Origin of the sequence: Paenibacillus phyllosphaerae (genome assembly GCF_014192105.1) — a bacterium.
Lineage (GTDB): Bacteria > Bacillota > Bacilli > Paenibacillales > Paenibacillaceae > Paenibacillus_Z > Paenibacillus_Z phyllosphaerae.
Genome location: NZ_JACHXK010000014.1, coordinates 135,430 through 156,705, shown reverse-complemented (window position 1 = coordinate 156,705; position 21,276 = coordinate 135,430). Strand labels below are relative to the sequence as shown.

At 54.8% G+C, this 21,276-nt stretch carries 18 protein-coding genes; 12 read left to right on the top strand and 6 right to left on the bottom strand.

Annotated elements, in window-relative coordinates; all coding sequences use genetic code 11:
- The first annotated feature begins 142 nt into the window (after positions 1 to 142).
- From FHS18_RS24140 to FHS18_RS24125, 4 genes are all read left to right on the top strand, one after another.
- On the top strand, positions 143 to 919 hold the full coding sequence (locus tag FHS18_RS24140; protein WP_183602941.1) for a polyphosphate polymerase domain-containing protein: 777 nt from the start codon (positions 143 to 145) through the stop codon (positions 917 to 919).
- A complete protein-coding gene (locus FHS18_RS24135) occupies positions 916 to 1,596 on the top strand; it encodes a DUF4956 domain-containing protein (RefSeq protein ID WP_183602940.1) in 681 nt (226 codons plus the stop codon). Before FHS18_RS24140 ends, FHS18_RS24135 begins: the two co-directional genes overlap by 4 nt.
- A gap of 17 nt (positions 1,597 to 1,613) precedes the next feature.
- Positions 1,614 to 3,695 carry a carbohydrate-binding domain-containing protein gene (locus FHS18_RS24130; protein WP_183602939.1) on the top strand — a complete coding sequence of 694 codons (2,082 nt, stop codon included), beginning with the start codon at positions 1,614 to 1,616 and terminating at the stop codon, positions 3,693 to 3,695.
- 205 nt (positions 3,696 to 3,900) lie between these two features.
- Positions 3,901 to 4,506 (top strand): pentapeptide repeat-containing protein, encoded by a 606-nt coding sequence (locus tag FHS18_RS24125; RefSeq protein WP_183602938.1) that lies wholly within the window; start codon positions 3,901 to 3,903, stop codon positions 4,504 to 4,506.
- Between the two features lie 119 nt (positions 4,507 to 4,625).
- Here the strand turns inward: FHS18_RS24125 and FHS18_RS24120 are convergent, their stop codons facing one another.
- Together FHS18_RS24120 and FHS18_RS24115 are read right to left on the bottom strand one after the other, a co-directional pair.
- Complete coding sequence (locus FHS18_RS24120) at positions 4,626 to 6,089, bottom strand: sensor histidine kinase (RefSeq protein ID WP_183602937.1); 1,464 nt, start codon at positions 6,087 to 6,089, stop codon at positions 4,626 to 4,628.
- Complete coding sequence (locus tag FHS18_RS24115) at positions 6,076 to 6,765, bottom strand: response regulator transcription factor (RefSeq protein ID WP_183602936.1); 690 nt, start codon at positions 6,763 to 6,765, stop codon at positions 6,076 to 6,078. Before FHS18_RS24115 ends, FHS18_RS24120 begins: the two co-directional genes overlap by 14 nt.
- 187 nt (positions 6,766 to 6,952) lie before the next feature.
- Between FHS18_RS24115 and FHS18_RS24110 the strand changes: the two genes are divergently transcribed.
- Entirely contained in the window at positions 6,953 to 7,810 is an 858-nt protein-coding gene (locus FHS18_RS24110; RefSeq protein WP_343060657.1) for a DUF4405 domain-containing protein, read from the top strand.
- Between the two features lie 78 nt (positions 7,811 to 7,888).
- Here FHS18_RS24110 and FHS18_RS24105 read toward each other — a convergent pair whose 3' ends face one another.
- From FHS18_RS24105 to FHS18_RS24095, 3 genes are all read right to left on the bottom strand, one after another.
- Complete coding sequence (locus FHS18_RS24105; RefSeq protein WP_183602934.1) at positions 7,889 to 8,374, bottom strand: nitroreductase family protein; 486 nt, start codon at positions 8,372 to 8,374, stop codon at positions 7,889 to 7,891.
- On the bottom strand, positions 8,361 to 8,732 hold the full coding sequence (locus tag FHS18_RS24100) for a hypothetical protein (protein ID WP_246427871.1): 372 nt from the start codon (positions 8,730 to 8,732) through the stop codon (positions 8,361 to 8,363). The genes FHS18_RS24105 and FHS18_RS24100 overlap by 14 nt, the downstream gene beginning before the upstream one ends.
- Positions 8,733 to 9,407: 675 nt before the next feature.
- Positions 9,408 to 10,514 (bottom strand): stalk domain-containing protein, encoded by a 1,107-nt coding sequence (locus FHS18_RS24095; protein WP_183602933.1) that lies wholly within the window; start codon positions 10,512 to 10,514, stop codon positions 9,408 to 9,410.
- A 184-nt stretch (positions 10,515 to 10,698) separates the two neighbouring features.
- Between FHS18_RS24095 and FHS18_RS24090 the strand changes: the two genes are divergently transcribed.
- Positions 10,699 to 12,672 (top strand): sensor histidine kinase, encoded by a 1,974-nt coding sequence (locus FHS18_RS24090; RefSeq protein WP_183602932.1) that lies wholly within the window; start codon positions 10,699 to 10,701, stop codon positions 12,670 to 12,672.
- 77 nt (positions 12,673 to 12,749) lie between these two features.
- Here FHS18_RS24090 and FHS18_RS24085 read toward each other — a convergent pair whose 3' ends face one another.
- Positions 12,750 to 13,649, bottom strand: a complete 900-nt coding sequence (locus FHS18_RS24085; RefSeq protein ID WP_183602931.1) for an AraC family transcriptional regulator — start codon at positions 13,647 to 13,649, stop codon at positions 12,750 to 12,752.
- A 134-nt stretch (positions 13,650 to 13,783) separates the two neighbouring features.
- On the opposite strand from FHS18_RS24085, the gene FHS18_RS24080 reads away from it, so the two are divergent.
- The 6 genes from FHS18_RS24080 to FHS18_RS24055 all read left to right on the top strand — a co-directional run bounded on the left by FHS18_RS24080 (position 13,784) and on the right by FHS18_RS24055 (position 21,271).
- Entirely contained in the window at positions 13,784 to 15,127 is a 1,344-nt protein-coding gene (locus tag FHS18_RS24080) for a glycoside hydrolase family 30 protein (RefSeq protein WP_183602930.1), read from the top strand.
- 83 nt (positions 15,128 to 15,210) lie between these two features.
- A complete protein-coding gene (locus tag FHS18_RS24075; protein WP_221401437.1) occupies positions 15,211 to 16,992 on the top strand; it encodes a sensor histidine kinase in 1,782 nt (593 codons plus the stop codon).
- Positions 16,989 to 18,041 (top strand): response regulator, encoded by a 1,053-nt coding sequence (locus tag FHS18_RS24070; RefSeq protein ID WP_183602928.1) that lies wholly within the window; start codon positions 16,989 to 16,991, stop codon positions 18,039 to 18,041. Before FHS18_RS24075 ends, FHS18_RS24070 begins: the two co-directional genes overlap by 4 nt.
- 110 nt (positions 18,042 to 18,151) lie before the next feature.
- Entirely contained in the window at positions 18,152 to 19,465 is a 1,314-nt protein-coding gene (locus FHS18_RS24065; protein WP_183602927.1) for an ABC transporter substrate-binding protein, read from the top strand.
- A 97-nt stretch (positions 19,466 to 19,562) separates the two neighbouring features.
- Positions 19,563 to 20,447 carry a carbohydrate ABC transporter permease gene (locus tag FHS18_RS24060; RefSeq protein ID WP_183602926.1) on the top strand — a complete coding sequence of 295 codons (885 nt, stop codon included), beginning with the start codon at positions 19,563 to 19,565 and terminating at the stop codon, positions 20,445 to 20,447.
- Positions 20,444 to 21,271, top strand: coding sequence for a carbohydrate ABC transporter permease (locus tag FHS18_RS24055; RefSeq protein WP_183602925.1), 828 nt, complete (start codon positions 20,444 to 20,446; stop codon positions 21,269 to 21,271). Before FHS18_RS24060 ends, FHS18_RS24055 begins: the two co-directional genes overlap by 4 nt.
- Positions 21,272 to 21,276: the final 5 nt, after the last annotated feature.

Genomic DNA, 21,276 nt, shown 5'->3' with positions numbered 1-21,276 from the left:
TATTATAGCCGAAGCAGCATTCCGCTCCCTCACAAAAAGATTTTACACTCCCTTAACAATTTAAGTTTCGTTAAAGGTTCGCTTCGTAAGATACAGACATGAAGAACAGCGACAACGATTGAACGAAAGGGGCGCGAGCCGCATGGCGATTGAAGTGTTTAACCGCTATGAGAACAAATACTTGATGGACACCAAGGCTTTCTACAATTTATATAACCGCCTGACGGAATATATGGAGCCGGATGCGCACAACAAAGATAACAAGTTCTACTCCATCAGTAATTTGTACTTCGATACTGAGCATCATACCTTGATCCGTAACAGCCTGTCGAAACCGAAGTATAAGGAAAAATTGCGGGTTCGGGCATACGGCGTACCGGCCCCGGACGCGAAAGTCTACTTGGAGCTGAAGAAGAAAGTGTTCGGCCTCGTCAACAAACGGCGGACGGCGCTAAAGCTGCAAGAAGCTTATGAATTCGTCAGAACCGGCAAGCCGCCGGCGTTCCGCGAAGGCATGAACAAGCAGGTTATTGCGGAGATTGAATATTTCCTCTCGCGCTATGAGCTGGAGCCGATGACGTATCTGGCTTACGACCGGATCGCGATGTTCGCGAAAGGCAACCGGGATCTGCGGATTTCCTTCGACACGAATATAAGGCACCGCCGCTACGATCTGAAGCTGGAGGCCGGCGACCACGGCGAACAGCTGATGGAGAAAGGCCAATGGCTGATGGAAGTGAAAGCGGAGAAGACGGTGCCGGTCTGGCTCGCAAGGCTCTTGTCCGAACATGAGATGTACCGGACGAGCTTCTCGAAGTACGGCAATGAATATAAGAAGTCGATTCGCAACTCGATTCACACTGACAACACCAATAAAGACATTCAACTTCAACAAGAAAGGGAGCTTATCATCCTATGATCGAACAACTCTTCTCCTCCACAACAGTAACGGAATTAACCGTCACGCATGCACTTCTGTCCTTTGCCATCGCCATCCTTCTTGGCGGGGTGATCAGCTGGACGTATATGAAGACGCAGCCGCAGTATTCTCCGAGCTTCACGCTCACGATGATGGTACTGCCAACGATCGTCGCCATCATCATTCTGCTCATCGGCAGCAACATTGCCCGCGCATTCAGTCTCGCCGGCGCTTTCTCCATCATCCGGTTCCGAAGCGCGCCCGGTGATTCCAAAGACATCTCGTACGTTCTGTTCTCGATGGCAGCCGGCCTTGCTTGCGGCGTAGGCGCTTATGGTTACGCGATATTGTTCACAGTCGTATTGTGCTTGCTCATGTTCGTCCTGAAGGCATTCAAATTCGGCGCTCATAAAGATACCGTGAAGACGCTCAAAGTTACGATTCCAGAAAGCTTAGGCTACGAAGAAGCATTCGATGAAATCTTCAAGAAGTTCAACATTGAGTATGAACTCAGGAAAGTTCGCACGACGGAACTAGGAAGCTTGTATGAACTGGTCTACGCGGTGAAGTTGCGGCCGGAGACGAACCAAAAAGAACTGCTAGACGCCGTCCGTACCCGGAATGGCAATCTCGATATCACATTGACCATGAGCCCGACCGTACAACCGGAATATTAATGAGAGGATGACTTCTTATGAAGAAATCGAATAAAGGCAAATTACTGACGATTCTGCTCCTTAGCACCATGCTTGCAGCCGCTGGCTGCAGCTCCAATACAAGCACGACGGAATCTACGGTTTCCGTGAATACGTCCACTACGGCAACGACGGCCGGCACAGACCAAGCGAGCACGACGGCCAACACGGCCGATCTGCAGCTGGCTGGACAAGATGTTAACGAACAGGCAGACTTCGAGGAGAACGATACGCTTACGGCATGGAGCCAAGATAGCTCGACGATGATCGCGCTGAGCGCTTCCGGCGCCAGCGTGACGGGAGAAGGAGCGAAGGCCGAGAGCGGCGTCGTGACCATCTCTGCTGCGGGCACTTACGTGGTCAGCGGCACGATCGCAGACGGCCAGCTGGTCATCAATGTGACGGAAGACGATGACGTGCATGTGGTGCTGAACGGCGCTCAGATTACGAACAATGACGGACCAGCCATCCAAGTGATCGAAGCCGGCAAGGTGATCGTTACGCTGCAAGAGGGAACCGATAATGCGCTGACGGACGGCGCGACCTACTCCGACACATCCGACGAAGCGCCGACGGCAACGCTGTACAGCAAGGGCGATCTGACGATTAACGGCGCCGGTAAACTGACGGTGCAAGGCAATGCGAATGACGGCATCACGAGCAAAGACGATCTGAAGATCATGAGCGGCACGATCGTCGTGAAGGCGGCTGATGACGGGATTGTCGGCAAAGATCTGCTGGCGGTCAAAGACGGTACGATCACGGTTGACGCAGGCGGTGACGCCATGAAGACGACGAATGACACCGATGCGGACAAAGGTTATATTGCGATTGCGGGCGGCACGTTCGACCTGACTTCCGTGAACGACGGCATTCAGGCAGCATCTTCGCTTCTGATCGGCGGCGGCACGTTCGATATCGTATCCGGCGGCGGCAGCGCGAAGTCGACGAAGACGCACCAAGACGATATGCGCGGCGGGTTCGGCCAGCAGGCGCAGGAGCAGACAACGACGACAACGACTACGGAAGAAACAGAGTCCACGAGCGCCAAAGGGTTGAAAGCAACGGCCAACGTTGCGATTACGGCCGGTACGTTCAAGATCGACTCGGCGGACGACGGCATTCATAGTAACGCGAATATCGCGATTGCGGGCGGCGAATATAGTGTTGCCTCCGGGGACGACGGTATTCACTCGGATACGGCACTTGCCATCTCGAGCGGTACCATTCAAATTACGAAGAGCTATGAAGGCATCGAGAGCGCGAATATTACAATCTCCGGCGGCGACATCCATGTCGTTGCAAGCGATGACGGCGTGAACGTCGGCGGCGGCAATGACGCATCCGGCGCAGCGGGCGGCGACATGTTCGCGGCTACAGACGGCATGCTGACCATTAGCGGCGGTTACCTCGTCGTCGACGCGACAGGTGACGGACTGGATTCCAACGGCAACATGGTTATGACAGGCGGCACCGCGCTCGTCAACGGTCCGACGAATTCCGGTAACGGTCCGCTTGATTACAACGGTACCTTCGAACAATCCGGCGGCACGCTGATTGCAGCGGGCAGCTCGGGCATGGCGCAGGCGCCATCCGAAACTTCTTCGCAGCTGGCTGTAATGATGACATTCCCAAGCACGCTGGAAGCGGGGACGCTCGTTACCTTGACAGACAGCACGGGTGCGGTCGTCGCAGCGTTCCAACCTACGAAAACGTTCAATAGCATCGTTATTTCTTCGGCAGCGCTGAAGAGCGGCGAGAATTACACGTTCTCGACAGGCGGTACTGCGAGCGGCACGGCTACAGATGGCTTGTACGAAGGCGGCACGGTTAGCGGCAGCACGAAGGTGGTTACCTTCGCGATGGGCGACAAAGTGACGTATGTGAACGAGTCCGGCGTAACGACGGCCAACACCGGCCGCGGCGGATTCGGCGGCGGCGGCGGACGCGGTATGGGAGGCGGCGCTCGCGGCGAAAGACCGGCTCAAGGCGAAGGTTTCCCGGGCGGCGAAGCGCCTAGCGGAGCCCCAGGCAGTGCGCCAACCAGCGAGCAAAGCGCGACAACAGGAACAGCAAGCTAAGCCTTTCCAGCTGACATATGTGCAGCAGGCAAGCATGAATCCTGTCCCGGGAACGGGGCAGGATTTTTCGTATTTAAATATATAGTGCTTGACTTTAGGCTAGAGACAGGCAGGTTCTTGACAGCCGTGTGCTATAGTGAAAAAGATCGATACGAGATCAGTCCTGATACAATCGAAATTTTATATGTCTTATGGAGGCAAGCCCATGTTTCAATACAGCAGCCAGCATTATGAAGGCGTCGATTTCGGCGCACAAGATTTGAGGTTTGGCGAGCTCATCAGCTGTACCTTCGACCACTGCACCTTTGCCAATGGATCGCTGGAGGAGATCACCTCCGAGAATTGCCGGTTTATCAACTGCAACTTTCGCGGAGCGCTGTTGAACGGATCGATTCACAAAGAGTCGGCATTCGAGAATTGCAACTTCAGCGGGGCCAATCTGTTCGTCGCCAAATTCGATGCCTGCAAAATGACCGGATCGGATTTCACGAACGCGAATATGGATGGCATTACGATTGCCGGAGGGGATTGGTCCTATACCAACTTGCGGAATTCCCGATTGGTCCGGCAGGATCTGCGGGGCGTGAAATTCTATGAAGCGGACTTGCTGGGCGCAAACCTGGAGAAGGCAGACCTTAGGGACAGCGACCTGACCGGAGCATCGCTCGCCAAGGCGAAGCTTGCGGGCACCGACATAAGAGGGGCGCAGCTGAAAGGCGTCGATCTCAAAGCATTCGAGGTCAAAGGGCTCCGGATGGATCGGGAGCAAGCGGTGATGCTGGCCATCGCCTATGGCGCTAAGGTGGACTAAGGAAGAGCATCCTGTTCCCTTGACTGGAGCGGGTAGACAAAAGAGACGGCAGCCCGATGGGCTACCGTCTCTCGTTCATTCAGGCTTTCCTATCGTTGCTGCCTCTCCTTGCGATGTTCTTACGCAGCTAGAGGCAGTTCGAACCAGAAGACGACCCCGTCGTGCACGTTAGCGGCACCGAAGGGCATATGGTGGAGATCCATAATTCGCTTAACGATGGATAAGCCAAGGCCAGTCCCGCCTTCACCTCGCGTACGGGCTTTATCCACTTTATAAAAGCTGGTCCAGATCTGGTCCATTTCATCTTCCGGTATATGAGGTCCCGTATTATAAACCGATACGCGGATACGCTCGCCCTCCCGTACGGTCGCAATGCGAATGCGCTTCTGCTCATTGACGAAATACAACGCGTTGGATAAATAGTTGGCGATGACTTGGTCAATCTTATTCCTATCGCCGATGACCTCGGCGGCATCCTCCTGCACGTTCAGCTCAAAGGCGATTTCCCGGTTAGCCGACAAATGTCGGAAGCGGGTTGCGGCGGTCCGCAGGCCGCTTGCGATATCGAACCTCTCGATGCTCAGCGCATCTTGGCCGAGCTCTAGCTGCGACAGCAGGAGCAGCTCCCGGACAAGCTCGTTCATTTTTCTTGCCTCGTCCATAATCACGTCGCAGTATTCTTCACGACTGGCGCTGTCGGTGTTCACATCGACGCGAAGTCCCTCCGCATAGCCTTGGATCAGCGCGATCGGCGTTTTCAGCTCATGAGATACATTGGAGACGAATTGCTTGCGCATCCGATCTAGCTTGTTCTTCCTCTCGAGCTCGGATTCGAGGAGCTCGTTCTTGCCCTTCAACTCTTCTATGAAGTTCCCGATGATTAACATCAACTTATTCATGTTCGTTCCCAGATTGCCGAGCTCGTCGCGGCGGCTCTCATGCCATTGCTGACTGAAATCGAATTGAATCATCCGGTTCGTCATTTGCTGCAGCGTGACGATCGGCTTGGAGAAGTAGTCGGCAAACCTCCTCGCGCAGATCCACACTAAGATCACGAAGAGCAACAGGACGATGAGCAAGAATTCGTTGAGGATGGCGACGCTTTGCTCGATGGCTGCCATAGCGGAGCTTAGGGACAAGATTTCGCCCCCCGGCAGTAGTCTGGAGACCACGATCAGCGTTTGGTTATGATGCGGATTGTAGATTTGCTTGACGAGGATTCGGCCGTCCTGGAGCTTGCCCCGTTCTTCATCGCTGTACATCGGTCTGATATCCATCGGACGATTCTCCCGGGAGTTACGGATGGAAGAGTAAATAAGTTCATCCTCCGCGTCGAACACGTCGACAGCCGCTTGGTCCCGGTATTGCGTTTTTTCGATCAGTCTTAAGAACTCCTGGTTCTGCGGGTCGACGGCGACATCGTCGTAATGGCGGCTGACGGACTTGAGCTGCTCCGTCTTCGTCCATACGTAGAACGGCTTGAGCAGAAAGATGTTCGATAACGAAATCAAGCCGAACAATAGGATGAGAAATGCGAGAAAGACGAGCAGAAATTGAATGCGAATCGGCTTATTTTTCATCATAGCCCTCGAATCGGTAGCCTTTGCCCCGGATGGTATGGATGAATGTATCGTAAGGCGAGATCTTCAGCCGCAGCCGGTTCATATGCGTATCGACGGTACGTACATCTCCGAAGTAGTCGTAACCCCACACATTCTCGAGCAGCTGCTCTCTGGATAGCAGAAGTCCCTCGTTATGGATGAAGTAGATGAGCAAGTCATATTCTTTGGGGCTCAAATCCACTAACTGCCCGTCCACCCACACTTTCCCGGCCGACAGCTTCACGTGCAGTCCTTGCCTCATCCATTCCTTGGCGCTTGGCTGCTCGGACTTCATCTTCGTTCGTTTCAATAACGCGGCTACCCGCGCCACCAGGATCGAGGGGCTGAAGGGTTTGGTTACATAATCGTCGGCGCCAAGCTGAAAGCCGAATAGTTGATCGTACTCTTCTTCCTTAGCGGTCAGCATAAGGATCGGAACATCCGATTGCTGCCTGATTTTGCGGCAAACTTCCCAACCGTCGATTCCGGGCATCATAATATCGAGAATGATGAGGTCGAGCGGCTTGATCTGCTGAAATTGAAGCATGGCTTCGTTCCCGTCGCGGGCTTCATGGACGGTATAAGCTTGGCGGGTCAGAAAATCCTTAAGCAGTTTTCGCATGCGCGCGTCATCATCCGCTATTAAAATTTGAACCATGCAATCACCTGCGGATCATTTCGATTTTACCCACAACATTACCCATCCTCCTGCGCAAAAGCAAGTAAACATCCGTTGATATTCAGACAAGCAACGTTGAACAAGCTGTAAAAAAACTGTGACATTGGCGCTCTATACTTAAACGGTATTCGCGAACGATCGAACATGGAGGATGGAGGCAAGAGGCGTGAAGAAGAAAATCAACTACATCAAGCTGACGTTGGACCTGTTAATGGGAATCGCATTTGCGCTGCTATTCAATAAGCAGGTGCTCGGCGGGTTAAGCTTTCACGAATGGACCGGCACAATTATAGGAGGCGCATTCCTGGCGCATATCGCATTGAACTGGCGTTGGGTGAAAAATATGACGTTGAAGCTGTTCGACCGGAAGATGCCGGCGTTAACCCGATTCGGCTATATCCTGAACGTACTGCTGCTGATCTCGATGACGACGATTATCGTATCCGGCGTGTTCATCTCCCGTATTCTCTTCCCCGGCATGAACGTCGGCGATCAGGCCTGGTTTAAGGTTACGCATATTTCGTTGTCATTCGTGACCTTGATCACGGTCGGCGTCCACATCGGCCTGCATTGGAAATGGGTCATGACAGTGGTTCAACGGCTTGCGCCTTCTTCTAAGGGACAAGTCTGGTTGAGTTATATCGCCAAGGCAGCCGCTATTCTTATCCTCGTATTCGGCGTGTACGAGATGAATCAGACGAGCTTCGTCCAGCGCGTCTCCTCGGCGGTGAGCATTGTTGGCGGCGGATCTCAGATGGGTATGGGAGGCCGTCCGTCGTTTGAAGGAGAGAAGGGTGAACGCGTTATGCCGGACGAAGACGCGGCAGAGGGACAAGAGGGACGGCCTGAAGGACGCGCCGGTTTCGAAGGCGGGTTCCGGGGCGGTCAAGAAGGGCATGGCGGAAGCGCCAACGCGTTCCAAGTGCTGGCCACTTATTTCGGTATCCTGGCCGTATTCGTAGTGATCGTGTATTACTTGGAGAAGCTGTGGAGCCGGCGGAAGAAGAAGCTGAAGCTAGGCTGATCCAGAGCTAGCGAAAAGAGGCAATTCCAGCCCTAGACAGGGTCGGAGTTGCCTCTTCTAATTATGGGATAAGGGGAGTTAGGCCAAATACGTAAGTTTAGAGTCGATCGGCGTTCGAGCTCTCGCTGCAGGCACATCCTCCGGATAGCCGATCCCGAGGACGCCGATTACATCGTAGCCTTCCTGAACGCCGAGGATCGCGCGATTGTGGGGAAGGGCGCCAAGCGAAGCCCAATAGACGCCTGCGCCGGCTTCGTGGGCGGCGAGCAGGAGGTTCTGGACGAAGCAGGAGACGGCCATCACATTCTCGTCACGCTCGAATGCCGTCGGGGCAGGCTTGGACAAGACCGCAAGCACGACCGGCGCGTGGCCGAAATCGGTCTTGTGGTTCAATTTGGCTCTTGTCTCCGGCCCGACGACGAGCAGTTCCCACGGCTCATTCATCCGGTGATTCGGCGCGAAGCTGGCAGCGGTCAGCCATGCTTGCAGGTCCTGTTCCTCGATCGGCCGCGGCCCGAACGCTTTAATCGTTCTGCGGGTCTTCATGATCTCAATGACGCTCATCTTGTTCTTCCTCTCCCTCGGTTGGTTTCGTGTCGCCCGCCTCGCTAGGCGTATCGCTTGCATCGTCGCTTTCCGCAGGCATCTCGTGCAATTCGAACGTATGGATAAACTCCTGAATGATCGTGTCCACGGCTTTCAATTCTCCGCTGATGACCTGCTTGATCGAATCGAATTCCGGTTGATTCAGCTGTTGCAGCAGCGTTGCCCGTTTGAGATGCAATTTCTCGAGAAAATGTATCGCCCGTCCGCGGCGGAAGGTCTGCGCGCTCTTGATCCGGTGGTGCTCGCCGCGGCCTCGTCCTTCTCCATGTCCGTGATGCCCATGATGTCCTCTATGTCCATGTTTGCCTTCTCGCATGGTTGTGGTCCTCCTTCGTCCGTATACGATTGTATACGAATGTTGTTGTGTATACAAATGTATACGAATGCGAAGGCAGTGTCAAGTGAGTGTTGGCTGAATGCGCTTAAGCTAAGGTAGGCGTCGGATCTTCTAGTCAAAGATGACGGTTGGGACGGCCCCGGTTCATTTTTTAAATCAGGATAGGTTACCAAATTCACTGTGCAGTCAAATGTTCTTCCGCTCGCTGTTGTTCGGGGATTCCTTGAATGAATAGGCTAAAGTGGGAATTCCCCTCACAAAGGCGACCGCTAGCGCTTCTCCAGAATCATTGACCTGCTCCGTTTGGGGTTAACCTTCAAATTTTAAAATCGATTGAAGCCAATGCGAATCGGTACGCATTTGTCTGGGGCAAGGCCGTCATCAAACATAAAATGAGGCTGCAAGAATATGTGCAGACTTTGTTCGCGACGATCGAAGAAGCCGAGAAACAGGAGGCTGCACGTAATAGCCTAGATCTCCGTTAGCTTGGAGAAGCCACAGCCATTACAAGCGAAAAGCTGGAACGGATAAAATAGAAAAAGTGACCGTGCAGGTTAAGACCTGCTCGATCACTTTTTTGTTCCAATTGAGCTATTAAGGGTTCACAAGAGTGAAATTGAACCCTTATGGAACAGCCTCTTGCTCTGTCTATCGTTACATGCGCATGAAGTAACCGATCAATTCTTTGGTTTCCGGGTTGATGACTACCGTAAGCGGACCGAGCAATGCATCCTGGTCGGTATTGTACGTGACCGCGATTACTTTGCTGCCGTTTGCGGCCAGTTCAGCCAACGCTTTCTTTTGCTTGTCGTCTGCCGGCAAGATGCCCGCGCTGTTGGCATCCGCATACACCACTTGCGCTTCGTCTTGTTTGGTCGTCAGGTGGGATTTCTGCTCTTCCGGCACGAAAGTCCATGCGAGGCTGCGGTATTCCTTCACGCTCTCGGCGTCAGGCATGTCTTGCAGTACAACGAGCACGTACAGCGGGCTCTGCGGCGGGAGGCTCTTCGTCATAATCGGGCCATAGTAAGCGCGAACCTTCGTGCCCGGTTTGATCTGATACCAGTCTACCGGCTGGCCTTCGGCGTTAACGACCATCGTTTCTTTGCCTGCATTGAGCGTAAGCGTTGGGGTCTCCACGCCGTCCTTCAGCTCGGCGAATTGCACTTGCCAGCCGTCGTCCGTCTTCGTAACGGCGTATACCGGTTCTTCTTTCACGAGACGCTGCGCCTGGACTTGAATCGTTGCCGCGTGCGATTGGCCCGGGTAGCTGAGCGCAACGATCGGACCGTATTCGGCGATGATCTGCATGCCTGCCTTCAAGTCCTTAGCAGCCAGCTTCTTGCCTTCGGCATCGGTCAGCACCGTATCTTTGTCCGCGGTCAGCAGGATCCACGTATTCGTCCCGTGGCCGATCACATCCAAGCGATAGCCATCATCCGTCGGCGTAACGCTCGTGATTACGCCGGAGATAGTCGCAAGATCCGCTTCTTCCTCTTCGGCGGCATTGCTCAGCTGCAGCTGCTTGCCGCTCCAGCTCAATTCATAACCGAGCGCTTCCGCCGTATCGCGGACCGGCAAGTACGCTTTGCCGTTAATATATACCGGGTGAAGCGAAGTTTCCTCGCCGTTCACCGTTACCGTCACATCCCCGCGCAGAAGGCCGCTTACCTTCTCGACTACCGAACTTGCGCCTGCGACGGCGCTCGTCGTCAGTACCCCTGCAGCTGTGATCGCAATCATCCAATTCCGTTTGTTCATCGTCATCCGCACCTCTCATCTGTTCAATCGATTTGTCCTTCTGACGCACCTTGGTTCGAAAAGGTTACAACAGGTTGCAATTTTTGTGGATTTAATGAAAATCGTACCTCCCATGCCAGCGGCTAGCTGTTATGATGGAAGGAGCGTGAAGCATTGCCAATCCATAGCATCCGGAGTTGACTTGATGGTGCAAATCAATACGAAACCAGTCGGAACGATCGTGAAGGCCCGCTTCTTGGTCTTCCTGGCTTTTATCCTCATAAGTACGCTGATCTTCGGAATCGTCGGATTTACTATTCTGCAGCCGAGCAGAACGGATACGATGAACGAAGCTTCCGTCATAAACTTGGACGAATCACAGCCATGGCAAGTCCATCTGGGAGACCTGCCGATGGAAGCGGGCAAACCGGTCGTGACGGCGGGACATTGGCAGCCCTTACGGGCAGCTCAGAATACGGAGGAGGGCCGCAGCCGGCATGCGGTATTCTGGCTTAAGCTGGAGATTCCGGCATTCCTTGCTCAGCTGCGCGATCCGGTCATCTGGGTACAGAAACAGTCGAGTTTCGAGGTGTACATCGACCGTGAGCATTATCTGGGCTTAAAGCCGGAGGAGCAATCCTATCGGCATCCTCGCATGTGGTCGATGGCCCAATTGCCGAATAACGGTCAGATGAAGGAACTCCTTATCCGAACCGAGCCAAGGCTCGAAGGACTGCGCTTCGGCCAGTACGAGATCGGCAACGGCAAATCGATCCTGCTCACCATGGTGAAGAGGGATCTGTTCAATTTTATTTACGTCTTCTTCCTGGGCTTGCTCGCCGTCGCGGCTTTTCTTTATTATTTGCGTTCCCGCAAGGACCATGCTTTCCTGGGCTTCGGCCTTCTGACGGCCAGCGCCGCCGCCGCGCACCTGCTGCGGTCGGACTCCATTCAGTATTTGCCGATCCCGGATTTCGTCATCTATTGGGGCGACATTCCGGGGGTTATCGGCACGGGATCATTCATGCTGTTTCTGTACCATTTTGCAGGGCAGGAGCGCCCGCGGATCTTTCTTGTCCAGGCAGGCGTCTACGGTATGCTCACCTTGCTATTGACGGTATTGGCTTATACCTTGCCCTACTATACGTTCCTGGACGTACATCGATATCTGATTCTCTCCATGTTCGTCATCAGCTTCATTACTTCCGCACGGTACATGGTGAGGCGGTACCGGGACAATCCGGACAGAGAGACGGGATGGATACTCGGTGGTCTATTCTGCGTTACGTTATTCATGTTTCTGCATGTCAGCAACATGTTGGTTCCGGGTGTTGCGGCGAACGAGATGACCTTCGCATCGACGTTGCAAATGTACCTCATGGATAATGCGGCCGGCTTCGGCGTCCTGTTGTTCGCCCTATCGATCGGCATGGCCATGGTGACGCGGATTGCCCGCATCCGGGATGAGCACGAACAGCTGAACTTGCATCTCGAACAGATGGTGGAGCGGCGTACCGACCAGCTGGAGAAGGCCAACCGGCTGCTCGAACATTCCATCCAAGAGCGGTCGGAGGCGATGGCCGAACTATTCGTGCTCGAAGAGCGCAATCGGATTGCCGGCGATATCCATGATGTCGTCGGCCATACGCTCACGGCGACCGTCCTTCAGATCGACGCCGCTTCCCGGCTGATCCGCAAGCAGGACGAACGGGGGCTGGAGAAGCTGGATCTCTCGGCGGATCTGATCCGCAAGAGCCTTCAGGATATCCGCGAATCGGTCCATATGATGAAGCTGTCCAACCAGTCGTATGACTTGGCGGACGCGATGCGCGTCCTCGAATGCCGGACGGAACAGGCGGCGGGGGTGATGATCGAGAGGGAGATCGGCGAGTTGCCCGAGCTGAGTCTCATCCAGAAGAAAGTGCTCTACCATGCGCTTCAGGAGGGACTGACGAACGGGATCCGCCATGGGGCTGCCGGGTATTTTCATTACGAGCTGCAAGCCGGCGAGGGGGAGGTTCGATTCACGCTTTGGAATGACGGGCGGCCTTATGCGAGGGAAGCCTACGGTTTCGGATTGACCAATATGCTGGAGCGGGTCCGTCAGATCGGCGGTACGCTGGAAGTCATGTCGCCGGAAGGCCGGCCTTATCAAATAATAATCCGGTTCCCCTACTGAGAGCGGGTAAATACCGAATAGCGCCGCAGGGCTATGATCCCTGCGGCGCTATTTGGCGTCCTTGACTAACCGGAGCGCTATCGACCCTGCTCGCGGAATTGCAGCGGACTCATGCCCGTCCATCGCTTGAATTGGCGGCTAAAATGGGACAGGTGGGCATAACCGAGCCGCTCCGCGATTTCCTTAAGCGACAGATCGGGCTGTTGGATAAGCACTTTCGCTTCATGAAGCTTCAACTCGGACAAATACTGCCGCGGCGATAACCCGTACACTTTGCGGAATACCTCGAGCGCGTAACCGGTGCTGATCCCCAAGGAAGCGGCAATCCGATCGATGCGGACCCGGTTATCCGGCGACTCGCTCCGGTCGAGCTGATGCGGATTGAATTGCGCCTTCATGGCTTCGGCGATCGCCTTGGCATATTGGACGGAGGCCGGCGCGGCAGGCTCGGCTTGCTGCGCATCCGCGGGAATGGAGAAGCTGGCGAGCATTCCGAGCAGCTCGAACAACTGGGCCTGCAGACGGAAGCGATCTTCGGTCGAATGTCCGCCGCCGCGCCGAACCATGAGCAGCCAGTGGTCCAGTAACGAACGGAGCCGGACATTCTCAGCCGTTCCGCTGCGGAAGATGATACGGTTGTGCTTGATCATCTCCTGCCGGAAGTGGGGATCATCGACGTTGAAATGGACGCAGAAGTAGCGCATGCCTTGGTCGGATTCGCATCGATTCCTATGCGTAATGCCCGGCGGGATCAAGATGATATCGTTCGCGTGCAGGATGTACCGGGTACCGCCCATTACGGTTTCCTGGCTGCCTTCCAGGACGAGGATAATTTCGAACCCGATGTGGGATTCTTGAGGCATTGCCCAATGTCGATCAACGGCGCGTTCGTGCCCGCCGAACAGCTTGACGTTCCAATCGATCGCGGGCAGCCACTGCACCTGATGCTGCCAATCGGGGTAGCTTGGTTTGTTCATCGTATCCCTGCCTTGGATTTGGGTAAATTCCACGTGGTTTGGACAATCGCTTGTCCGTTGGACCCAATTTATAATAAAGGACAATGATGTGCAAGATGTGACGAGTCCAAATCCGAACGCGGAGGGTTAACGATATGAGCAGATCGATTCAATGGGTATCAAGCACGGAGAACGCGCAATGGGTCGCGCAACAACCAACGCAAGCAGCGGCCGCGGGGGCGGCCAATCTGGAGCTCACAAGCGAGGTCTATCAGCTGATCGAAGGCTTCGGCGGCTGCTTCAATGAACTTGGCTATACGGCGCTGCAGCATTTGACGGACGAAGACAGGGAATCCGTGCTTGATGCGCTGTTCCATCCCGAGGGCGATCATCGCTTCAGCGTTTGCCGTCTGCCGATCGGCGCGAGCGACTATGCGTTGGAATGGTACAGCCACAATGAGCATGACGGTGATTACGCGATGGAACATTTCTCGATCGAACGGGACCTGAAGCACTTGATTCCATACATTCGAGAGGCGCTGAAACGCAACCCGGAACTCAAGCTGTTCGCTTCGCCATGGAGTCCGCCGACGTGGATGAAGTTCCCGAAAGCTTATAACTACGGCACGCTGCGCTGGGAGAAGGAAGTACTGGAGGCTTACGCGCTGTACTTCGTCAAGTTCGTGCAGGCGTATGCGGAAGAAGGCATTACGATCCATCAGATTCATGTGCAGAATGAAGTCGCGGCCGATCAGAAATTCCCTTCCTGTCTCTGGACGGGCGAGCAGCTGAAGGAGTTCATTCGCGATTACCTCGGTCCTGCCTTCGAGAAACACGGGCTTGCGACCGAGATTTGGCTCGGGACGATCAATGCGCCGGATCCTTGGCAGGAACTGATCAAGAAGACGACTTCGGATTATGACGTGTTCGCGGCCGTCGTGCTCAGCGATCCGGAGGCGTATAAGTATGTCAAAGGCGTCGGCTACCAATGGGCCGGCAAGTACGCGATCCAGCGTACCGTCCAGAGCTATCCGGAGCTGCGCTATATGCAGACCGAGAACGAATGCGGCGACGGCAACAATACGTGGGACTATGCCAAATACGTGTTCAACCTGTACCAGCACTACTTCACCAACGGCGTGAACGCCTATGTGTACTGGAATATGGCCCTGGAACCGAAGGGGCGCAGCACATGGGGCTGGGAGCAGAACGCGATGATTACGGTCGATCCGGCGACGCGTCAAGCGGTGCATAATCCGGAATACTACGTCATGAAGCATTTTGCCCATGCGGTAGCGCCGGGCTCTCGGCGAATCGGACTGCGCGGACCATGGTCCGGCCATGCGGTGGCCTACCAGCTGCCTGACGGAGATCGGGTTATCGTCCTGGCGAATCCGTTCAAGGACACGCGGACGCTTACGCTCTCGGCCGGTGAAGAGGCCTATGCCTTCGAACTTGAGCCGGAGTCGTTCCATACGATAAGATTGCCTCAAGCTTAAATAAGCAATGAACCAGACGTCTCTCGCGCAATAGGGGGGCGTTTGTTGTCATATACAAAGACTCGGAGAGGCGCGTGCAAGGAATGGCAATAGGCAAGCTCTGGCGCTCGGTCATCGATCCGTTCCGGCGCAGCATCCGCAACCGGCTTATCTTGACGATGATCCTGCTGTCGGTGATCCCGACGCTCGCCGTCACCGTGCTTGCGGCGGAGAATAACCGGCGGACGATCGAAGCGGAAGTGATCGATACGAACTTATCCAACATGAAATGGACCGGCGTCTACTTGGGCGATCAGTTCGCGCAGCTGAACAATCTCATCTACACGATGCTGATCAGTCCGAGCATGAATGCTTATCTTATGCCGGTCGATGACGCGCAGGAGCCGCTCGACTTCGCGGCGCAGCGCACGATACTCGACACGCTCACGAGCTTGTTCTATACGGCGGGCAATCATGTGATCGGGGTGGAGATGTACCTCAAAGGGCGCAGCTCCCTCATTACCGTCAACGCCAGCCAGAGCGATATCGATACGGTAAGCGAAATTCCGCCGATCTACGCGAATCTGTTCGAGGAGAACAAAGATTTCAGCATCGATAATTCTTCCGAAGATGAGGGCCGTTTCCGCCTGATCCGCAGCATCAACCGGTTCGAGAACCAAGAGAAGCTTGGCGGCATCGCTTTGACGGTGCAGTGGGGCATATTCGATCAGACACTCGATCTGCTGGGGCGGGGCGAAGATCAGGCGGTTCTCATCGCAGACAGCGACGGCCGCATTCTCTACAACCCTTCCGGCGTGGAGGCATCGGATGAGGTGACGGCCGTTATTGCGAAGCAGACCGAAGGTCCAGGATATGTGCAGACTACACACTCGTACGTGTTCACGAATACGATCGACCCGGTGGGGCTCAAGTTAGTTACTATCATTCCCGCCGGCGTAATCGATCATAGCGCCCGGTCGACCGCGCGCTATGGCTTGATCATCGGCATTATCTCCGCAGCGGTATCGCTATTCATTGCTTTTGCAATCGCGTGGAAGACGGCAAGGCCGATCGTGACTTTGGCCAGATCGATGCAGGGCCTCAATCTGATCCGCGAGCAAGAGAAGACGCTCGTGAAGCGGGTGGACGAGATCGGTCTGCTCGAGAACCGGCTGCAGCAGATGGCCGCGCGCATCCGCGAACATATCAAGGTTGAATACAGCATCAATCTGGAGCGGAAGACGGCGGAACTCAAAGCGCTGCAGGCGCAGATCAACCCGCATTTTCTGCAAAATACGCTGCAGCTCATCGGCAGTATGGTGTTCTCCAAGCAGCCGGCCGAGAGCTATGAAGTTATCCGTTCTTTAAGCGATATGTTCCGCTACGTCATTCGCGAGCCGGGCGATCTGGCGATGCTGAAGGCGGAGATCGGCCACCTGAATAATTACATGCTCATACAGGAGAAGCGTTATACAAGCCGGCTGCGCTATACGCTTGACGTGGAGGAAGCGGCCATGCGCAGCTTGCTGCCCAAGCTGACGCTGCAGCCGATCGTCGAGAATGCATTCATGCATGGCTTGGAGACGAAGAAGGGCAGCTGGGAACTAAGCGTCACGGCAGCGGTCGTGATGGACGATGTGGTGATCCAGATTCGTGACAACGGGGCGGGCATGCCGCCGAAGCGGCTGACCGATCTGAGGGAGCGCCTATCGAGTTATCGCGGCCAAGTGTGGACGCACGGCGAACGAATCGGGCTCAACAATGTGGCGTCCCGTCTGAAGATGCATTTTGGCGATGAATATGGCATTAAGGTAGATAGCGAAGCCGGAATCGGGACGGTCGTAACCGTTCGGATTCCGCACGGAATTGGAGGAGAGGAAGCTTGACGTCGTATAAAGTCATTCTGGTCGATGACGAGCAGTGGAATCGCGATCTGATCCGCACGTTCGGACAGTGGGAGCAGCTAGGCTTGCAGATCGTAGGCGAAGCGGAAGACGGCGAGGCGGCGCTGAAGCTGGTGGAGGAGACGCGCGCGGACATCGTCATTACCGATATGCGGATGCCCGGCATGGACGGCGTTCAGTTGATGGAGCAGATGCATGTGCGCTTCCCCGCGGTCCGAATGATCGTCATTAGCGGCTATGACGATTTCAATTATATGAAGCAGGCGATCCGCTATCGGGCGGTCGATTACTTGCTCAAGCCGATCGATCCGAAGGAGCTTAATACGATTCTGCAGAAGTGCGCGGCGGATTTGGCGGCCGCAACGCAGAGCAGAGCGCTGCCTCTCGAGCTGTCGCGTGCCATCGCTTCGGCCAGACAGCTGCTGCACCGGCATTTTAACGAGCTGAATCTGGCAGGGATCGAGCATGTGCTGGAACTGCTCAAGGCCGACCTTGGCGAGGCGCTTGCGCAGCCTGCGCATCTGGAGCGGGTCGTCACGGATCTGCTGCTGGCGCTAAAGGATATGATGAATGCCAACTCGCTGCCGGACGATGAACGGGCTGCTGCCGGGAGCGAGGTGTTCTCGACGGCCGGGAAGGCGGTCGACTTCATCAAGGAGCAGTACCGGCACGCGTTGGAACAGTTGATCGCCAGCCGGAAGTATAAGAACAAGCTCAACCTCGAGGACGTGCGTCAGTACATCGAACGGCATTTTGCGGAGAATCTGTCGCTCGAGCAGCTGGCCAAGGCATTCTTCGTCAGCAAGGAGTACTTAAGCAAGGTGTTCAAGCAAGAGTTCGGACGCAACCTGACGGACTACATTCTGGGGCTGCGAATGGAGAAAGCTAAGGTATGGCTGCTAGACGAGCAGCTGTCGATCAAAGCGGTCGCCGAGATGATCGGCTACGAGGACGTTACGTACTTCTACCGGGTATTCAAGAAACATTACGGCGTCGCGCCGGGCGAAATGCGCAAAAATCGAGAGGTTTAAAATAGTCCAATGAAAGCGATTAATTCCGTCCAATTAAACGCTTTCATTTTTCTTATACAATGAAAGCGTAAACAAAACGAGCTTAAACTTTAAGGGAGGTCGCAAATAAGATGAAGATGTGGACAGGTGTTCTGACGACAGTAATGGCAGCTTCGCTGCTGGCTGGATGCGCATCCAACAATACAGGTAACGGGAATGCGGCGAATACGGGGAATGCCGGCGGCGACAGCGGCAGCGGAGAAGCGAAGAGCGTCACTCTGAAGATGTTCGTGGCCCAGCCTCGATTGAAAGAACATTACGATAAATATATTGCCCAATTCACGGCCAAAGAGAAGGCGGAGAAGAATATCGACGTGACGGTGCAGATCGAGATGCCGCCGGCGGACAATGCCGCGCAGATCTTGAAGACGCGCCTGGCTTCCAACGACGCGCCGGATATCTTCGCGCTTCATGCCATCAACGACATTCCTTCCTACTATAAGGCCGGCTACCTCGAAGATCTGTCGGATCAGCCGTTCGTCGGCAAACTGCTGGACAGCGTGAAGCCTGCCGTAACGACGACCGACGGCAAAGTCGTGGCTCTTCCGCTCGAGACGCTCTCCTGGGGCTATCTGTACAACAAGAAGATGTTCGCCGACCTGAGCCTGACGCCGCCAACGACGCTGACCGAGATGAAGGCCGTCGTCGATAAACTGAACGCGAACAACATTACGCCGTTCCTGCTCTCGTACAAGGAGTCCTGGATTCCGCAGCTGTTCCTGCCGCTGGCCGCCGGCGCGCTCATTAATACCGAAGATGCGGAGAAGGACTTCATTACCCGCATGAGCAATGACGAAGGTTCCTTCTCGGAGATGAAATCGATGTTCGACGTCATCGATCTGGTCAATGCCAACGGCACGGACAAAGCGCTCGAGGTAGGCGGCGATGACGGCGCGGCTGCTTTCGCGGCAGGCAAAGCGGCGATGTGGCTGCAAGGCCCTTGGTACGCGGAGACGATCCTCAAGTCGAATCCAGACTTGGACTTCGGCGTAGCGGCACTGCCGATCAACGATAACGCGAATGCGACGATGATTAATCTGAGCGCTTCCACGTCGCTGGCCGTCTCCAAGACGAGCAAGAACAAAGAGGTTGCGCTGGACTTCCTGAACTACGTGCTCGACGACACGGATTCCAATGCGTTCTTCCAAGCGCTCAAATTCAACCCGATCGCTACCGTGCACACGTTCGACAGCTATCCATGGGTGAATGACGCGACCGAATACGTCAAAGCGGGCAAGTCGTATCAAGATCCTGCCATTCCGCAAGCGGTTAAGGATGAAGTCGGCAAGGATCTGCAATCCTACTATGCGGGCCAAATGTCGCAAGACGAAGTGTTCAAAGCGCTGGATAAAGCGTGGAAGTCGTTCAACAAGGTGAACAAGTAACCTTCCGTTAACCCGCATGCGAGACAGGGGAAGAGGCGATTGCCGCCTTTTCCCCGCCCTATAGACACAAGATTGGCAAGGAGAGGGGAGAACGTTCATGCCGACCAAAGCATACAAGACCTATCTGTCCCTGCTGGCATTCACCGCGCCGGCACTTATTCTATACGCGATATTCCTGCTAGTCCCGACGATCGGCGGCATGTATTACAGCTTCACGGATTGGAACGGCTTGAACAGAAGCTACGATTTCATTGGTCTCGGCAATTTTGTGGAGGCGCTTACAGATGATCCGGACTTCGTGAATTCATTGTGGTTCACGCTCAAGTACGTTCTTTTCATGATCGTGCTGCAGAACGCGATTGCTCTTGTGCTCGCCGTCTTCATCGAATCCCGCAAGAAGAGCAAAGGATTCTTCCGCACGATCTTCTTCATGCCGAACATGATCAGCACCATTATCAGCGCCTTCATGTGGACCTTCGTATTCACGCAGGTACTGCCGCAAATCGCGGAGAAAACGAGCATGCTCTTCCTGGACCAATCGTGGATCGGCGATCCGAAATATTCGTTCGTCTCGATCTTGATCGTCTCGTTGTGGAACGGCGTCGGCTACATGATGATCATCTATCTGGCCGCGCTGCAAGGCGTGCCGCAAAGTTTGAAAGAAGCGGCGATCATCGACGGGGCGAATGCCTTCCAGACGTTCCGGAGCGTGACGATGCCGATGATTACGCATGCGATCACGATCTGCTTTTTCCTGACGCTGAACGGCGCATTCAAAGTGTTCGAGGTCGTATTCGGCTTAACCGGCGGCGGCCCTGGGCGCAGCACGCAGGTCATCACGATGAACATCTACGAAGAAGCGTTCTCGAATAACTTCCGGTACGGCTATGCCAGCGCCAAATCGGTCATCCTGTTCGTCATTATCCTGATCTTCACGCTCGTCCAAATTACGGTCATGAAGAGAAAAGAGGTGGAAGCATGAGGAATCGTTCAATCAGCTCTCTTCTGATTACCTTGGTGCTGGCGATCGGCGCGGTGGTGGCGGTATTCCCGATCTATATGGCGGTCGTGAACTCGGTCAAGACGCAGGGGGAAATGTTCGAATCGTTCATTTCCTTGCCGACGGCCTTCCACTGGGAAAACTACAGCGACGCGTTCACCAAAATCAATATGCTCAATAGCTCATGGAACTCGGCCGTCATCTCGATTCTGGGCATCGGCGGCATCGTGTTCTGCGCCTCGCTTGCCGGCTATAAATTATCCCGGACAGGGGGGAAGCTGAGCGGGTTTATTTTCTTCCTGTTCATCGCCTCCATGCTGGTGCCGTTCCATTCGATCATGATTCCGCTCAACCGGATGGCCAATGCGCTGCATGTGCAAGGCAGCACGTACGGGCTTGCGCTGATCTATATCGGCCTGGGCGTGAACATGGCGGTCTTCCTGTACCACGGCTTCGTCAAGTCGATTCCGAGAGAGCTCGAAGAATCGGCGCAGATGGACGGGTGCAACCAGTTCCAGACGTTCTTCCTGATTATTTTCCCGTTGCTCGTGCCGATTACGGTGACGATCGCGATTCTCGATTTCCTGTGGATCTGGAACGACTTCCTGCTGCCGCTGCTCATGCTGACGGACGTGAACAAGTATACCTTGATCCTCTCCACGAACATGCTGTTCGGCGAGTATAACAAGGAATGGTCGCTGATTCTGGCCTCCCTTGTGCTGACGGCCATCCCAGTCGTTCTTATTTATGCCTTCTTCCAACGCTTCATTATGCACGGAATTGCGGAAGGCGCAGTCAAAGGTTAAGCGAA

Coding starts and splice junctions, on each gene's coding strand:
- FHS18_RS24100 (WP_246427871.1), bottom strand. CDS start 8,732: ATGCGAGAAGGCAAACATGGACATAGAGGACATCATGGGCATCACGGA.
- FHS18_RS24060 (WP_183602926.1), top strand. CDS start 19,563: ATGCCGACCAAAGCATACAAGACCTATCTGTCCCTGCTGGCATTCACC.
- FHS18_RS24065 (WP_183602927.1), top strand. CDS start 18,152: ATGAAGATGTGGACAGGTGTTCTGACGACAGTAATGGCAGCTTCGCTG.
- FHS18_RS24080 (WP_183602930.1), top strand. CDS start 13,784: ATGAGCAGATCGATTCAATGGGTATCAAGCACGGAGAACGCGCAATGG.
- FHS18_RS24105 (WP_183602934.1), bottom strand. CDS start 8,374: ATGAGCGTCATTGAGATCATGAAGACCCGCAGAACGATTAAAGCGTTC.
- FHS18_RS24115 (WP_183602936.1), bottom strand. CDS start 6,765: ATGGTTCAAATTTTAATAGCGGATGATGACGCGCGCATGCGAAAACTG.
- FHS18_RS24130 (WP_183602939.1), top strand. CDS start 1,614: ATGAAGAAATCGAATAAAGGCAAATTACTGACGATTCTGCTCCTTAGC.
- FHS18_RS24135 (WP_183602940.1), top strand. CDS start 916: ATGATCGAACAACTCTTCTCCTCCACAACAGTAACGGAATTAACCGTC.
- FHS18_RS24125 (WP_183602938.1), top strand. CDS start 3,901: ATGTTTCAATACAGCAGCCAGCATTATGAAGGCGTCGATTTCGGCGCA.
- FHS18_RS24090 (WP_183602932.1), top strand. CDS start 10,699: ATGGTGCAAATCAATACGAAACCAGTCGGAACGATCGTGAAGGCCCGC.
- FHS18_RS24120 (WP_183602937.1), bottom strand. CDS start 6,089: ATGATGAAAAATAAGCCGATTCGCATTCAATTTCTGCTCGTCTTTCTC.
- FHS18_RS24095 (WP_183602933.1), bottom strand. CDS start 10,514: ATGAACAAACGGAATTGGATGATTGCGATCACAGCTGCAGGGGTACTG.
- FHS18_RS24085 (WP_183602931.1), bottom strand. CDS start 13,649: ATGAACAAACCAAGCTACCCCGATTGGCAGCATCAGGTGCAGTGGCTG.
- FHS18_RS24075 (WP_221401437.1), top strand. CDS start 15,211: ATGGCAATAGGCAAGCTCTGGCGCTCGGTCATCGATCCGTTCCGGCGC.
- FHS18_RS24055 (WP_183602925.1), top strand. CDS start 20,444: ATGAGGAATCGTTCAATCAGCTCTCTTCTGATTACCTTGGTGCTGGCG.
- FHS18_RS24140 (WP_183602941.1), top strand. CDS start 143: ATGGCGATTGAAGTGTTTAACCGCTATGAGAACAAATACTTGATGGAC.